The sequence below is a fragment of the Mangrovibacter yixingensis genome (genome assembly GCF_020523985.1).
Taxonomy (GTDB): Bacteria; Pseudomonadota; Gammaproteobacteria; order Enterobacterales; family Enterobacteriaceae; genus Mangrovibacter; species Mangrovibacter yixingensis.
In genome coordinates, this window is record NZ_JAIVKM010000003.1 from 82,331 (window position 1) to 98,318 (window position 15,988).

General features: G+C 48.4%; 12 protein-coding genes and 2 pseudogenes. 4 read left to right on the forward strand and 10 right to left on the reverse strand.

Annotated elements, in window-relative coordinates; all coding sequences use genetic code 11:
* Positions 1-116 precede the first annotated feature (116 nt).
* From LC084_RS14280 to pdhR, 8 genes and pseudogenes are all read right to left on the reverse strand, one after another.
* Positions 117-278: pseudogene (locus LC084_RS14280) on the reverse strand (IS4 family transposase); the annotation flags it as partial.
* Positions 272-370, reverse strand: a complete 99-nt coding sequence (locus tag LC084_RS23360; protein ID WP_404808598.1) for a transposase domain-containing protein — start codon at positions 368-370, stop codon at positions 272-274. The pseudogene LC084_RS14280 and the gene LC084_RS23360, both read right to left, overlap by 7 nt.
* Before the next feature lie 199 nt (positions 371-569).
* Entirely contained in the window at positions 570-1,301 is a 732-nt protein-coding gene (gene traT, locus LC084_RS14290) for a complement resistance protein TraT (protein WP_226571870.1), read from the reverse strand.
* 329 nt (positions 1,302-1,630) lie between these two features.
* A pseudogene (locus tag LC084_RS14295) lies at positions 1,631-1,705 on the reverse strand (IS200/IS605 family transposase); the annotation flags it as partial.
* Between the two features lie 129 nt (positions 1,706-1,834).
* The gene (lpdA, locus tag LC084_RS14300; protein ID WP_226571871.1) at positions 1,835-3,262 is read right to left on the reverse strand and encodes a dihydrolipoyl dehydrogenase; all 1,428 of its coding nucleotides are present in this window, start codon (positions 3,260-3,262) and stop codon (positions 1,835-1,837) included.
* Between the two features lie 199 nt (positions 3,263-3,461).
* Complete coding sequence (gene aceF, locus LC084_RS14305; RefSeq protein ID WP_226571872.1) at positions 3,462-5,345, reverse strand: pyruvate dehydrogenase complex dihydrolipoyllysine-residue acetyltransferase; 1,884 nt, start codon at positions 5,343-5,345, stop codon at positions 3,462-3,464.
* 14 nt (positions 5,346-5,359) lie between these two features.
* Entirely contained in the window at positions 5,360-8,023 is a 2,664-nt protein-coding gene (gene aceE, locus LC084_RS14310; RefSeq protein ID WP_226571873.1) for a pyruvate dehydrogenase (acetyl-transferring), homodimeric type, read from the reverse strand.
* 160 nt (positions 8,024-8,183) lie between these two features.
* Positions 8,184-8,948 (reverse strand): pyruvate dehydrogenase complex transcriptional repressor PdhR, encoded by a 765-nt coding sequence (gene pdhR, locus LC084_RS14315; RefSeq protein ID WP_226571874.1) that lies wholly within the window; start codon positions 8,946-8,948, stop codon positions 8,184-8,186.
* A gap of 542 nt (positions 8,949-9,490) precedes the next feature.
* On the opposite strand from pdhR, the gene aroP reads away from it, so the two are divergent.
* The 3 genes from aroP (at position 9,491) to LC084_RS14330 (ending at position 13,456) form a co-directional block, all read left to right on the forward strand.
* On the forward strand, positions 9,491-10,861 hold the full coding sequence (aroP, locus tag LC084_RS14320; RefSeq protein ID WP_226571875.1) for an aromatic amino acid transporter AroP: 1,371 nt from the start codon (positions 9,491-9,493) through the stop codon (positions 10,859-10,861).
* A 168-nt stretch (positions 10,862-11,029) separates the two neighbouring features.
* The gene (locus LC084_RS14325; RefSeq protein ID WP_226571876.1) at positions 11,030-12,478 is read left to right on the forward strand and encodes a glycoside-pentoside-hexuronide (GPH):cation symporter; all 1,449 of its coding nucleotides are present in this window, start codon (positions 11,030-11,032) and stop codon (positions 12,476-12,478) included.
* Between the two features lie 30 nt (positions 12,479-12,508).
* Positions 12,509-13,456, forward strand: a complete 948-nt coding sequence (locus LC084_RS14330; RefSeq protein ID WP_226571877.1) for a glycoside hydrolase family 43 protein — start codon at positions 12,509-12,511, stop codon at positions 13,454-13,456.
* Between the two features lie 19 nt (positions 13,457-13,475).
* Here the strand turns inward: LC084_RS14330 and ampE are convergent, their stop codons facing one another.
* Together ampE and ampD are read right to left on the reverse strand one after the other, a co-directional pair.
* Positions 13,476-14,330 carry a beta-lactamase regulator AmpE gene (gene ampE, locus LC084_RS14335; RefSeq protein ID WP_226571878.1) on the reverse strand — a complete coding sequence of 285 codons (855 nt, stop codon included), beginning with the start codon at positions 14,328-14,330 and terminating at the stop codon, positions 13,476-13,478.
* Positions 14,327-14,887, reverse strand: a complete 561-nt coding sequence (gene ampD / locus LC084_RS14340; RefSeq protein WP_226571879.1) for a 1,6-anhydro-N-acetylmuramyl-L-alanine amidase AmpD — start codon at positions 14,885-14,887, stop codon at positions 14,327-14,329. Before ampD ends, ampE begins: the two co-directional genes overlap by 4 nt.
* Positions 14,888-14,968: 81 nt before the next feature.
* Here ampD and nadC point away from each other — a divergent pair, with 81 nt between their 5' ends.
* Complete coding sequence (gene nadC / locus LC084_RS14345) at positions 14,969-15,859, forward strand: carboxylating nicotinate-nucleotide diphosphorylase (RefSeq protein ID WP_226571880.1); 891 nt, start codon at positions 14,969-14,971, stop codon at positions 15,857-15,859.
* Positions 15,860-15,988: the final 129 nt, after the last annotated feature.

The window sequence follows — 15,988 nt, forward strand, 5'->3', positions numbered from 1 at the left end:
ATCGTTAAGTACGGTAGATTACTGTCTTGTTTACTATTTTTGGCGCAAAAAAAAATGGCACCAGAGGTGCTAATGCCAGTTAGTTAAGCAACTGCCCAGCTGTTTTATATAGCTTTTCAGTATTTACAAGGCCTTTCCTTTACCACTCGCGGGAAGTCCCTTTCTCTTCTTGTTGGCTGCTTCACCATGTGTCCCGTGCTCTGCATATCCCACATCAGTTGCGGGATCAGCCGGGTGACACACACTGTAAGTGTCATCAGCATTCTCATCATCAGGCCATCACCTCAAGTGGGAGGCGACCTTTACGCAATGTGGCGGTGCCAGCGTAGGTCAGGCAGCGAGAGATAAGTTCTGGGCTAAGATAATTCACAAGAAAAGTCAGATAGTTATATAGAGAGCTGTAACGTGAAACGATATCAATAGCCTGTCCACCGTGCAAAAAAACGGAAATGTGTGAGCATTTCCGGTTTTTTACAGAGCCACTGTATTGGTCAACCGAACCTTAACTGGTCGGCATTTGTCTCTAGGGCCCATTTTTGTGTTATGTAGCCATCAAACAATAAGATTAGTTAGAAAATATTTGCAACTGATTTTGCTAACTGTGCTTCAAGGACAGGTTTGGCCTCAGTGAACTTCAGGTTGACTTTATTAGCGTTCGATACAACGCGAGTTTGGTATTTCATACGGTTACCATCTTCGCTACTTGTTTGTAATTTAACGCCTGAAGTCCCCTGACGTAACGCGGCAATATTGTCAGTGGTCACTTTCGCTTTACTTCGTTCTGAAATCTGCAAATCAGTTATCATGGTGTAGTTGACATCCTCAACCATAGCGTCAGCCGCCATACCAATAATACCAGCGGCTAAACCGACCCCTAAGGCAGCGCCTGAAGAGTTACTGTTGTAAGCAGTGATCCCTGCGCCAAGAGCAGCCCCCATTGCCGCACCTTCGTATCCACTCCTCAGATATCCTTGAGCATCACGTAAATCCATCTTATCGGCTTTCAGAACGTTTGCTTGCACCCAATAATATGCATCGTTAGGTGAAGAGGTGATCTTGTATCCCTTACTGACCAGGTCTTTCGCCAGTAATGACGGTAATTCACTCATATCTTTATCAGAGGTATTTTTGACCTGAATGTAAATGGTTCGTTCGTTAGAGGGTTCCAACCAAACAGTCTGGCTCATTTGTGTTTTCACTTCCAGGTTACGCTTTTTAATGGCTGTAGTCATTGCACCACACCCAGAAAGAGCCAGAGCGGCCGCTATCAAACCAAGAACAGCAATGCGTTTTAATGCCATGTGTATTCCTTGCAATTTGTTTATCATCCTGCTTAAGAATGAAAAATGAAAAATAGACAGATAAATAAATGCAATACACGTGTAATACGGCTTAACCATATTACGTTGCACCACAACACATTTAGTTATCTGTAAAGGGTATATTTAGCAAAGGAGTTATCGGCAGAAATGGAAATAACATATGCATTATTTCACCACCAATTCAGGTAGTTGATTATTTCGTCAGTAACACTGATTAATTTATTTTTAGTGATTTTTGGCGTATATGTTCTGACATTCACATCAGACTTCCTTACTTACGGCCAGTTATCTCCGTAGAACACCTGTCATCTATATTTCAACGCAAATACTGTGTGATATTTGCAGTTCCATCGGGTGTGCGCTAAGCTCTTTTCGCCCCCCATTGGGACCCCCTTTTGATAACTGGATTAAAGCTGAAAGCTTTACTGAACCTCCAGCCTGGCTGGAGATTTTTTATAGACAAAAAAACGGCCCCTGAGGGCCGCTTTGTCTTTGTTTCGCGTCTACACGACTTATTTCTTTTTCTTCGCTTTCGCGTTCGGCAAGTCGGTAATGCTGCCTTCGAATACTTCAGCCGCAAGGCCAACAGATTCGTGCAGAGTTGGGTGAGCATGAATAGTCAGTGCGATATCTTCTGCATCACAACCCATTTCGATTGCCAGACCGATTTCACCCAGTAACTCACCGCCGTTGGTACCAACAATAGCGCCACCAATAACACGATGCGTTTCTTTATCGAAAATCAGTTTGGTCATACCGTCGGCACAATCAGAAGCAATTGCACGGCCAGATGCCGCCCACGGGAAGGTTGCAGTTTCATAGCTAACACCCTTCTCTTTCGCTTCTTTTTCTGTCATCCCAACCCATGCCACTTCAGGTTCAGTGTAAGCAATGGACGGAATCACTTTCGGGTCGAAGTAGTGTTTCATACCCGCGATAACTTCAGCCGCTACATGGCCTTCATGTACGCCTTTGTGTGCCAGCATTGGTTGACCAACGATGTCACCGATAGCGTAGATGTGCGGCACGTTGGTGCGCATTTGTTTATCAACATGGATGAAGCCACGTTCATCAACTTCAACACCCGCCATACCGGCATCAACCAGCTTACCATTTGGTACACGACCAATTGCGACCAGAACGGCGTCATAACGCTGTGCTTCAGCAGGCGCTTTTTTACCTTCCATAGAAACGTAGATGCCGTCTTCTTTCGCTTCGACAGCAGTCACTTTCGTTTCCAGCATCAGGTTGAATTTCTGGCTGATACGTTTAGTAAAGACTTTAACCACGTCTTTATCTGCCGCAGGAATAACCTGATCGAACATTTCGACCACGTCAATCTGTGAACCCAACGCATGGTAAACCGTACCCATTTCCAGACCGATAATACCACCGCCCATCAGCAGCATACGTTTCGGTACAGATTTCAGCTCCAGCGCGTCGGTGGAATCCCAAATACGCGGGTCTTCATGAGGAATAAACGGCAACTGAACCGGACGAGAACCAGCAGCAATAATTGCGTTATCAAAATTGATAACGGTTTTGCCATTCTCACCGTCAACTTCCAGCGTGTTAGCACCGGTAAATTTACCCAGACCATTAACTACTTTGACTTTACGGCCTTTAGCCATACCTGCCAGGCCACCCGTTAACTGAGTGATGACTTTTTCTTTCCAGGTACGGATTTTATCGATATCAGTCTGCGGCTCGCCGAATACAATGCCGTGCTGAGCCAGAGCTTTTGCTTCTTCGATAACTTTAGCAACGTGCAGGAGAGCTTTTGAAGGGATACAGCCGACGTTAAGGCAAACACCGCCCAGGGTGTTGTAGCGCTCAACCAGTACGGTTTCCAGACCTAAATCAGCGCAACGAAAGGCCGCAGAGTAACCTGCCGGGCCCGCCCCAAGTACCACGACCTGAGTTTTAATTTCAGTACTCATCATGACCTCTTAATTTATTTCCGGCGGTCCCTGGTCTTTACGCCCATCATCCACCGGGACGTTCTATCCGTCCGCATTCTACAAAATTGTTAACAATTTTGAAACAACAAACGGGTAACGAATCAATTTGGCTCGCATAACCTCACAACAGGTATGAGGTTACCAGAAAAAAGCCGACCGTCAGGCCGGCTCTCTCTAATTACATCACCAGGCGGCGAATGTCGCTCAGAGTGTTGTTAATGATGGTAATGAAACGCGCACCATCAGCACCGTCAATCACACGGTGGTCGAAAGATAAAGAGATAGGCATCATCAGACGCGGTACAAACTCTTTACCATTCCAGACCGGCTCCATCGCTGATTTAGACACACCAAGGATAGCAACTTCCGGCGCGTTAACGATCGGAGCAAAGTGAGTGGTACCCAAGCCGCCGATGCTGGAGATAGTAAAACAGCCGCCCTGCATTTCGCCGGCAGTCAGTTTACCATCACGCGCTTTTTTGGAGATGGTAGTCAGTTCACGAGACAGCTCGGTGATGCTCTTCTTGTTCACGTCTTTGAAGACTGGAACAACCAGACCATTCGGCGTATCAACAGCCACACCAATATTGATGTATTTTTTCAGAGTCAGGCGCTGTGCATCTTCAGACAGAGAGCTGTTGAAACGCGGCATTTGTTCAAGTGCTGCAGCAACAGCTTTCATGATGAAGACCACTGGCGTGAATTTCACGTCCAGTTTACGTTTCTCTGCTTCGGCATTCTGCTGTTTACGGAATGCTTCCAGATCGGTGATATCTGTTTTGTCGAAGTGCGTAACATGCGGGATCATTACCCAGTTACGGCTCAGGTTAGCACCAGAAATTTTCTGGATACGGCCCAGTTCCACTTCTTCAACTTCACCAAACTTGCTGAAGTCAACTTTCGGCCATGGCAGCATGCCTGGCAGACCACCGCCCGCGGCGGCAGCCGGAGCTGCTTCTGCACGTTTAACGGCATCTTTCACGTAAGCCTGAACGTCTTCGCGCAGGATACGGCCTTTACGACCTGTCCCTTTCACTTTCGCCAGGTTAACGCCAAATTCACGCGCCAGGCGGCGAATCAGCGGGGTTGCGTGAACGTAAGCATCATTTTCAGCAAACTCAGATTTACCTTCCGCTTTCGCTGCAGGTGCTGCCGCTTTTTGTGCTGGAGCCGGTGCTGCTGCAGGTGCCGGAGCTGAAGCCGGGGCTGCTGCCGGTGCAGCGCCTTCTACTTCAAAAACCATAATCAATGAACCGGTAGACACTTTGTCGCCAGTGCTGATTTTGATCTCTTTAACCGTACCGGCAAACGGTGCAGGTACTTCCATTGAAGCCTTGTCACCTTCTACAGTGATCAGTGACTGTTCAGCAGCAACTTTATCGCCAACTTTCACCATCACTTCAGTGACTTCAACTTCGTCACCACCGATATCCGGAACATGCACATCTTTCGCACCACCAGCAACAGCTGGGGCAGCGGCAGCCGGAGCCGCCGCCTGTGCAGGTGCCGCAGCACCCGCTGCGCCTGCAACTTCGAAGATCATGATCAGTGAGCCAGTAGACACTTTGTCACCGGTGTTAACTTTGATCTCTTTAACGGTACCCGCAAATGGTGCAGGTACTTCCATTGAAGCTTTGTCACCTTCAACCGTAATCAGAGACTGCTCGGCTTCAACGGTATCGCCCACTTTAACCAGCAGTTCAGTGACTTCTACTTCGTCGCTGCCGATATCGGGAACATGTACTTCTTTAGCGGCGGCAGCGGCAGGTGCAGCCGCCGGAGCTGCAGCTTGTTTCTCTTCTTGCGCGGGTGCAGCAGCAGCTGCACCATCGGCGGAATCGAAAATCATGATCAGTTTGCCGGTTTCGGTTTTATCACCCACCGCAACTTTGATTTCTTTCACCACGCCAGCCTGCGGCGAGGGAACTTCCATAGAAGCTTTATCGCCTTCTACGGTAATAAGCGACTGTTCTGCTTCTACTTTGTCGCCCACTTTGACCAGAATCTCGGTGATTTCAACTTCATCAGCCCCGATGTCCGGTACATTGATTTCGATAGACATTATTCTTTTACCTCTTACGCCAGACGTGGGTTAACTTTTTCTGCGTCGATGTTGAATTTAGCAATTGCATCAGCAACCACTTTCTTATCGATTTCGCCACGTTTAGCCAGTTCGCCAAGTGCCGCTACAACCACGTAGGAAGCATCAACTTCGAAGTGGTGGCGCAGGTTTTCACGGCTGTCAGAGCGACCAAAGCCGTCAGTACCAAGTACACGGTAGTCATCAGCCGGTACATAAGTACGAACCTGTTCAGCAAACAGTTTCATATAGTCAGTAGATGCAACTGCCGGTGCATCGTTCATTACCTGAGCAATGTACGGTACACGCGGGGTTTCCATCGGGTGCAGCATGTTCCAGCGCTCACAATCCTGGCCATCACGAGCCAGTTCAGTGAAGGAGGTTACGCTGTACACATCAGAGCCCACACCGTAGTCGTTAGCCAGAATTTGTGCGGCTTCACGAACATGGCGCAGAATAGAGCCGGAGCCCAGCAACTGAACTTTGCCTTTGCTACCTTCTACAGTTTCGAGTTTGTAGATACCTTTTCGGATACCTTCCTCGGCACCTGCCGGCATAGCTGGCATGTGGTAGTTTTCGTTCAGTGTGGTGATGTAGTAATAAACGTTCTCTTGTTTTTCACCGTACATACGTTCCAGGCCATCATGCATGATAACCGCAACTTCGTATGCGTAAGACGGGTCGTAAGAGATACAGTTAGGGATAGTCAGAGACTGAATATGGCTGTGGCCATCTTCGTGCTGCAGACCTTCACCGTTAAGCGTAGTACGGCCTGAAGTCCCGCCAATCAGGAAGCCACGAGCCTGCTGATCGCCTGCTGCCCAGCACAGGTCGCCAATACGCTGGAACCCGAACATAGAGTAGTAGATGTAGAACGGAATCATCGGCAGGTTGTTGGTACTGTAAGAAGTCGCAGCAGCCAGCCAGGATGCACCGGCACCCAGCTCGTTGATCCCTTCCTGCAGAATCTGGCCTTTTTCGTCTTCTTTGTAATATGCAACCTGTTCACGGTCCTGCGGGGTGTACTGCTGGCCGTTCGGGCTGTAAATACCAATCTGACGGAACAAACCTTCCATACCAAAGGTACGCGCTTCATCGGCGATAATCGGCACCAGGCGGTCTTTGATAGATTTGTTTTTCAGCATCACGTTCAGTGCACGCACAAACGCAATAGTGGTGGAGATTTCTTTGTTTTGCTCTTCCAGCAGCGGGCCAAAATCTTCCAGCGTCGGCAGTTCCAGTTTTTCAGTGAACTTAGGCTGACGAGTCGGCAGGTAGCCGTTCAGTTTTTCACGCTGGGCATGCAGGTATTTCGCTTCTTCGGAATCCGGAGCAAAAGTAACATACGGCAGTTTTTCGATATCTTCATCGGCAACAGGCACATTGAAACGGTCACGCACATAGCGGACGCCGTCCATGTTCATTTTCTTAACCTGGTGGGCGATGTTTTTACCTTCGGCAGCGTCACCCATACCATAACCTTTAATGGTGTGAGCAAGAATAACAGTCGGCTGGCCTTTGGTTTCCTGCGCTTTTTTCAGTGCAGCATAGACTTTCTTCGGATCGTGACCACCACGGTTCAGTGCCCAAATCTGGTCATCAGTCCAGTCAGCAACCAGAGCAGCAGTTTCCGGGTATTTACCGAAGAAGTGTTCGCGAACGTAAGCACCATCTTTAGATTTAAAGGTCTGGTAGTCACCATCAACGGTTTCATTCATCAGTTGGATCAGTTTACCGCTGGTGTCTTTACGCAGCAGTTCATCCCAACGACCACCCCAAATCACTTTAACCACGTTCCAGCCAGCACCACCAAAGATGCCTTCCAGTTCGTTAATGATTTTGCCGTTACCCGTTACCGGGCCGTCAAGACGCTGCAGGTTACAGTTGATGACGAAAACCAGGTTATCCAGTTTTTCACGAGTCGCGATAGTGATAGCACCTTTGGATTCAGGTTCATCCATTTCGCCATCGCCAAGGAATGCGTACACAGTCTGTGCAGCGGTATCTTTCAGGCCACGGTGTTCCAGGTATTTCAGGAACTTAGCCTGATAAATGGCACCGATTGGGCCCAGACCCATGGAAACAGTCGGGAACTGCCAGAATTCTGGCATCAGTTTCGGGTGTGGATAAGAAGACAGGCCATTACCATGAACTTCCTGGCGGAAGTTATTCATCTGGTCTTCAGTCAGGCGGCCTTCAAGGAAAGCACGGGCATAGACGCCTGGGGAGATGTGGCCCTGGAAGTAGACCAGATCACCGCCATCTTTTTCATTGCGCGCACGGAAGAAGTGGTTAAAGCACACTTCATAAAACGTGGCAGAAGACTGGTAAGACGCCATGTGACCGCCCAGCTCCAGGTCTTTTTTAGACGCATGCAGCACAGTCATGATGGCGTTCCAGCGAATCGCAGAACGAATACGACGTTCCAGGTCCAGATTACCCGGGTATTCCGGCTCATCTTCAACGGCAATGGTATTGACGTAGCTGCCAGCACCTGCGCCAGCGGCAACTTTAACACCGCCTTTACGGGCTTCGCTCAGTAACTGATCAACCAGGAACTGCGCGCGTTCAACACCTTCTTCACGGATGACCGATTCGATCGCCTGTAGCCAGTCGCGAGTTTCGATCGGATCCACGTCATTTTGCAAACGTTCTGACATGGGGTATTCCTTATCTTTTAATCGTTGATTGTCTGGAACCTGTCCCATTGCATTCTTAGCCTGGGGTAAAAACACAATAAGACAGGTTCTGCGTTTAGTTGCCGCGCTCTATGATTGGGCGCTTTTGCGTTTTATTCCGGCAAAAAAACCTGAAAAAACGCTAGTCCTTTCGTTGCTGTAAGCGGCGCAATGAACGTTCTCTTCGACTTTGCTCACGGCTGCGGTCCAGCAATATTTCCTCAATAAACGCCAGATGCCGGTGCGATGCTTCACGGGCCTGTTCCGGCTTACGTGCCATGATCGCTTCGAAAATACTGGCGCGATGACTACTCACGAGGGGGTGCATATCTCTTCGTGTGTAGAGCAATTCAAAATTCTGTCGAACATTCTGGGCAAGCATAGGCTCCATACAGCGAAGCAAGTGAAGCAGAACCACATTATGTGCAGCTTCTGTGACCGCTATCTGATACTGGAGCACAGCTTCCGATTCAGCGTCCAGGTCACCCACCTGCTTGGCGTTTTCTATGCTTTCGTGACATTCACGAATACGTGCAAGATCTTCGTCTGTACCGCGCAATGCAGCGTAATAAGCTGCAACGCCTTCAAGTGCGTGGCGTGTTTCGAGAAGATCAAACTGAGATTCGGGATGGTCTGACAGCAAAGCAGCAAGAGGATCACTAAAACTTTTCCAGAGATTATTCTGGATAAAAGTGCCGCCACCCTGACGACGCAATAACAACCCTTTGGCCTCCAGGCGCTGGATTGCTTCGCGTAATGAAGGGCGTGAAACATCAAATTGACGTGCTAATTCACGCTCCGGCGGCAATTTTTCCCCCGGGCGCAGTGTCCCTTCAAGAATGAGGTACTCCAGTTGCTGCTCGATTACATCGGATAGCTTAGGTTGGCGGATTTTGCTGTAGGCCATTCGTTATTTTCTCTGCCTTACGCCCGGAGTCAATTGGTAAGACCAATTTCATATTCGTGACGCTAAAGTAACAAAGTATTCACCTTATGTCCATATTGGTTTTGATTGAAATCATTAAACACCACACATTTTAACAACATTACAGAAATAGTGTTTCAGAAATGTAACTTTGCACAAATCATAACGTTACCTGCCGTGTCGCACATTTAACCAATTTGAAACCAATTATTTCTCAAATTGAACCGATTCAACACGGGATTTAATGAATAAAAATTCATTAATTTTAAATGAAAAATCAAAATGAAAATTATCCATAGAAAAATACAGCTAACAGGAATGGTGAGATTTTGCTCAGTCCGGGAAGAGGGATGCAGAAACCAGGTGCAACTCGCTGCTCTTAACACTATTCTTTGCGCTTCGGTAGTAGACGAATAAAAAAACGCGCTTTGTTACCGTAAAAAAAACACTACAGCATATGGAATGTATCAATTACATACGGTGCTATTTACACCAACAATATCACCACACACGAGGTTTGTAAGATGGAAGGTCAACAACAAGGCGACTCGCTAAAGCGCGGCCTTAAAAACCGCCATATACAGCTAATCGCTCTGGGCGGCGCTATCGGTACAGGTCTGTTTCTGGGAAGCGCATCCGTTATACAGTCAACCGGCCCAGGGATTATTTTGGGCTATGCTATTGCGGGCTTCATCGCTTTTCTGATTATGCGTCAGTTAGGTGAAATGGTGGTTGAAGAACCTGTAGCAGGTTCGTTCAGCCACTTTGCCTACAAATACTGGGGTAGTTTTGCGGGTTTTGCCTCTGGCTGGAACTACTGGGTGCTGTACGTACTGGTTGCTATGGCGGAGCTGACAGCTGTTGGTAAGTATATTCAGTTCTGGTACCCGGAAATTCCAACCTGGGTTTCTGCTGCAGCCTTCTTTGTCATCATCAATGCCATTAACCTGACCAACGTAAAAGTGTTTGGTGAGATGGAATTCTGGTTTGCCATCATCAAAGTGTTTGCGGTTGTGGCAATGATAATTTTTGGTGGCTGGTTGCTGTTCAGTGGTAACGGTGGCCCTCAGGCAACTGTACGCAACCTATGGGATCAGGGCGGTTTTCTGCCGAACGGTATGACTGGCCTGGTCATGATGATGGCTATCATTATGTTCTCCTTCGGCGGGTTGGAATTGGTGGGTATTACCGCAGCAGAAGCGGATAACCCCGAGCAGAGCATCCCGAAAGCAACCAACCAGGTTATCTGGCGTATTCTGATTTTCTATATTGGTTCACTGGCAGTTCTGCTCTCCCTGCTGCCATGGACGCGCGTTACTGCAGATACCAGCCCATTTGTACTCATCTTCCACGAACTGGGTGACAGTTTTGTAGCCAATGCCCTGAACATTGTGGTGCTGACCGCAGCATTATCTGTGTATAACAGTTGTGTGTACTGTAATAGCCGCATGCTGTTTGGCCTGGCCAAACAGGGTAATGCCCCGAAAGCACTCCTTACCGTTGATAAACGTGGCGTTCCGGTAAATACCATTATCGTGTCAGCGGTGGTGACAGCACTCTGTGTGTTGATTAACTACCTGGCTCCGGAATCAGCTTTCGGTATGTTGATGGCACTTGTCGTTTCTGCTCTGGTTATCAACTGGGCAATGATTAGCCTGGCGCACATGAAGTTTCGCCGTACCAAACAACAGCAAGGTGTGACCACGCGCTTCCCTGCGCTGCTGTACCCACTGGGTAACTGGGTCTGTCTGCTGTTCATGGCCGCTGTGCTGGTTATCATGTTGCTCACCCCTGGTATGGCGATTTCTGTTTACCTGATCCCGGTTTGGGTTGCGGTTCTCGGAGTGGGCTATATGTGTAAGCAGAAAAATAGCAACACAGTGAAAACCAAATAATTTCCCTTTCTCTCTGTGCCCGTGTTTTACGGGTACAGAGTATTGTTACCTGCTTCACACTTCCCATCCGATGACATGATTGTCCATTTCTCCGGCTGATTCCTGCTGCGAAAAATTTCACTTTAGCACCAATAATTCTGTCCATATCTTCTGAATGGAGTGAGGCAGATGCAAAGCAATAAGCTAACAATGAAGGAAAAGATAGGCTACGGGATGGGCGATGCCGGTTGTAATATCATTGGCGGCGCTATCATGCTGTTTTTAAACTTTTTTTATACTGATATCTTCGGCCTTGCTCCTGCACTGGTGGGCACGCTACTTCTATCTGTACGTGTAGTTGATGCAGTAACTGACCCGATAATGGGCGCTATTGCTGACCGCACAAAAAGCCGCTGGGGGCGTTTTCGTCCATGGTTACTCTGGATTTCACTGCCTTACGTACTTTTCAGCGTGCTGATGTTCACCACGCCGGAATGGAGTTATAACAGCAAGGTTATCTATGCGTTTATCACCTATTTTTTGATGTCGTTAACCTACACGGCCATCAATATCCCCTATTGCTCATTGGGAGGTGTCATTACCAATGATCCCCATGAACGGGTTTCCTGCCAGTCTTACCGCTTCGTAATGGTTGGGATCGCTACGCTAATTTTGTCCCTGTCACTTCTCCCTCTGGCCGAATGGTACGGCGGTGCAGATAAAGCGAAAGGGTACCAGATGGCAATGGGCACCCTGGCTATCATCGCGCTATTTATGTTCCTGTATTGTTTTGCAACCGTACGCGAACGTATTCGCCCGGCAGTTCCCACAAACGACGATCTGAAATCTGACTTACGTGATGTATGGAAGAACGACCAGTGGGTGCGTATTTTGCTGCTGACATTGTGCAATGTCTGCCCCGGTTTTATTCGCATGGCAGCCACCATGTATTACGTCACCTGGGTTATGCAACAAAGCACTGGTTTTGCCACGATGTTTATCAGCCTAGGTGTTATCGGCATGATGATTGGCAGCACACTCGCCAAGGTGTTGACCGATAAATGGTGTAAGCTGAAAGTCTTCTTTTGGACAAACATTGTTCTGGCAATCTTTTCCAGCGGGTTCTATTTCCTCGATCCCCATGCCACTGTGCTCATCATCGTCATGTACTTCCTGCTTAATATTCTGCATCAAATCCCCTCGCCTCTACACTGGTCACTGATGGCAGACGTCGACGATTATGGCGAGTGGAAAACAGGTAAACGCATTACCGGGATTAGCTTCTCTGGCAACCTGTTTTTCTTGAAGTTAGGCCTGGCAATCGCCGGTTCTATGTGTGGTTTCTTGCTGTCCTGGTATGGCTACGACGCATCCCTGAAGCAGCAGTCCGCCAGTGCCATCAACGGCATTATATTACTGTTCACTGTGATTCCTGGTGTGGGTTATTTAATTACCGCCGGGGTGGTACGCCTGCTCAAAGTGGACCGTGAAACTATGAAGCAAATTCAGATTGACCTGGAAAAACGCCGTAAAAATTACCAGGAGCTGGTTGACTACCAGGAAGGTAAACAAGAAAGCGAAGCCCCTGTGTCTCACATTGGCAATACTGCCGACAAACACGTTGAGAAACCTGTTTAGGTGCCAAACGAAACGATAAGGAAAGACGTTATGTTGCAATGGCCTAATCCATTAATTGAACAGCGTGCAGACCCTTTTATTTTGCATGAAGGTTCAGATTACTATTTTATTGCTTCAGTTCCTGAATATGACAGGCTGGAAATTCGCCGGGCTTCGTCGCTTTCCGGGCTGGCCCAGGCAGAGGCTGTAGTTGTCTGGCGTAAACCCGAAGCTGGCCCAATGAGCGAGTTGATTTGGGCACCCGAACTCCACCGCATAGATGGCAAGTGGTATATCTATTATGCCGCAGCGCATACCAAAGCACTGCGCGACAACATGTTCCAGCACCGCATGTATGTTCTCGAATGCACAGATAGCTGCCCGTTAACCGGTTGCTGGGTTGAAAAAGGCCAGTTAACCACGCAGTTCGATACCTTCTGCCTTGATGCCACTACCTTTTCACACCAGGGCAAACAGTGGTACCTGTGGGCGCAAAAAGCGCCGGATATTCCTGGAAATTCAAATTTATATTTAAGTGAAATGGCAAACCCGTGGACCCTGAAAGGGGAAGCCGTCATGCTAAGCAAGCCTGAATTTGATTGGGAATGCCGGGGTTTTCTGGTAAATGAAGGGCCAGCCGTTATTTTTCATGGAGAGCGTATTTTCATTACTTACTCAGCCAGCGCTACTGATGAGAACTACTGCATGGGTCTGTTGTGGGCCAATAAAGATGCCAATCTTCTTGACCCGAAAAACTGGCATAAATCCCCTGGCCCGGTGTTTACCACCTGTGAAGCCAACCGCCAATTTGGCCCCGGACATAACAGTTTCACAACTACCCCAGACGGCCAGGATGTACTGGTTTATCACGCACGAAACTACACAGAAATAGAAGGCGACCCGCTTTATGACCCAGGCCGCCATACACGGATTAAATTGATCGAATGGGGCCAGGATGGCATGCCAAACTTCGGTATACCACCCGCAGACCACCCGTAGCAGGCAGAAAACGGCGTGCTTAAACCAGTGCGCCGTAAATCGTTAATAAGGCAACCACCACTACCACCACCAGCGCTGTTTTCTTCGCCATGGATACAGCAGCTTTCGGGGTTCTGACTTTGTCTGAATGCGGCTCGCGCGCCAGAGAAAATTGCGCCAGTTGCGTCAACACCTGGTATTGAGAAGTCCCTCGGTCGCCCAACGACGCAAACCAGGCCGGTAATGCTTTCTCACCATGCCCCAGTAACGCATAAGCCAGCCCAACCAACCTGACCGGCACCCAATCCAGAACATGCAAAATAGCATCAATACCAGAATGTAAACGCTGGTGGGGCGTGTGATGACGTGCAAGCCATGTTTGCCAGGCCCGGAGAACTGCATACCCAACTAAGGTGACCGGCCCAAAACTTCCCCCCACAACAAACCAGAAGAGTGGAGCCAGGTAATAGCGGTAATTAATCCACAACAGGGCATTTTGTAACTCTCGTAAAAACTCACGGTCATCGCAACCCGCAGCAACGCCGTGGATCATCGTTAACTCAGCAACCATCTCATCGCAGGCACGTGAATCCCCGCGGCTGGCTGCTTTAAGGTAAGAATGGTAATGCTGGCGTACCTGCCCGGCACCAATACACAAAACGCCTAGCAGGATCCAAAACACCAACAGGGGCACATTAAACAGAATCCCTTTCAACAAAGACAGGCACACAGCAATAGCCACCATCGCGACGACAGACATCATCAACGTGTAACCCAGAGAGAAATAGCGAGTTCGGCGGAACACAACTTCCAGGCGGCTTTCTAATTGCCAGTGTTCTCCAAACTTAAATAAACGCTCAGAAATTAACACCAACAATAAGGTAAATAACGTCATACCTTCTCCTTACCAGAAACTGAAATCAGTGCACGAAAGCGCGGCCAGTCAAAAACGTCACCGGGGTCAGTTTTTCTGGAAGGAGCAATATCACAATGCCCTGCCATATTGCTGGCAATATCCGGCCAGACCGTCATCAAAACTTGTGTTATCTCAGCAAGGCGTTGATATTGTGCATCGGTATAGGGCAAGACATCGGTGCCTTCCAGTTCAATCCCGATAGAAAAATCATTACATTTTTCTCGCCCCTGCCAGGAAGAAACACCAGCATGCCACGCCCGTTTATTAAATGGGACGTACTGCACCACTTCTCCATCACGGCGTATCAGGCAATGCGCCGATACCCGCAATTGAGCGATCCCTTCAAAATAGGGGTGAGCTTTGGCATCCAGCGTGCCGGCAAACAACGCATCAATCCAGGGGCCTCCAAATTCACCGGGTGGTAAACTGATATTATGTACAACCAGTAATGAAGGCGACTCACCTTCCGGGCGATCATCACAATGTGGTGAAGGCGCATGCCTTGCTTCGCTTAACCAGCCATCCTGAAGCTTCATTATGGTTCTCCTTGGTGTGGTACTAAAGGTCGCTTCAGAGTAGCATGTTTCCAATTTATATCAGCCATTTCGGAGTTAATAATGCCACCACGCCGTTATAATCCAGACCACCGACGTGAAGCACTGTTGGAACGGATTAATACCGATATTCCCGGCACAGTTTCTGTTGCGCTAAAAGAAGACCTTGGCGGTAGTATTGATGTCAATAATGATATTACTGCGCAATTACTCCCGCCGGAAAGCACATCTCATGCTGTTGTTATCACCCGCGAAGACGGTATTTTTTGTGGTAAACGGTGGGTTGAAGAAGTGTTCATCCAACTTGGTGGAAACATACAAGTTGAATGGCATGTCAATGATGGCGATGAAATTACGGCAAACCAGCCATTGTTTGAACTAACCGGGTCTTCACGAATTTTGCTTACGGGTGAAAGAACTGCACTGAACTTTGTCCAGACGCTTTCTGGTGTTGCCAGCGAAGTTCACAGGTATGTTACACAACTGGCTGGCACACATACCCAATTATTGGATACGCGTAAAACCGTGCCCGGCCTGCGCACCGCGCTGAAATATGCCGTACTGTGTGGTGGCGGTAGCAACCACCGCCTGGGGTTGTCAGATGCATTCCTGATAAAGGAAAACCATATTATTGCCGCCGGTTCTGTTCGCCAGGCAATCGAAAAAGCGAGCTGGATCCATCCTGATGTCCCTATTGAAGTCGAAGTTGAAAGCCTTGAGGAATTGCAGGATGCCTTACGTGCTGGTGCAGATATCATCATGCTGGACAACTTTGATACCGAAATGATGCGCAAGGCGGTTGGGATAACCCAAGGCAACGCTCAGTTAGAAGTGTCTGGCAACGTGACGCTGGATACACTTCGAGCTTGTGCCGAAACTGGTGTGGATTTTATTTCAGTCGGCGCTCTCACCAAACATATCAGAGCACTGGATCTCTCTATGCGGTTTCGCTAAACACTTAGCTAACGCTATCCGTTACGGGCAGATACTCTGCCCGTATTTTCGGCCCTACTCGCAATTTGCTCTTCTTTTTTTCAGTGTACAGATTATCTCTGGAATAGATGCTCCAGAATAAAGAACGGC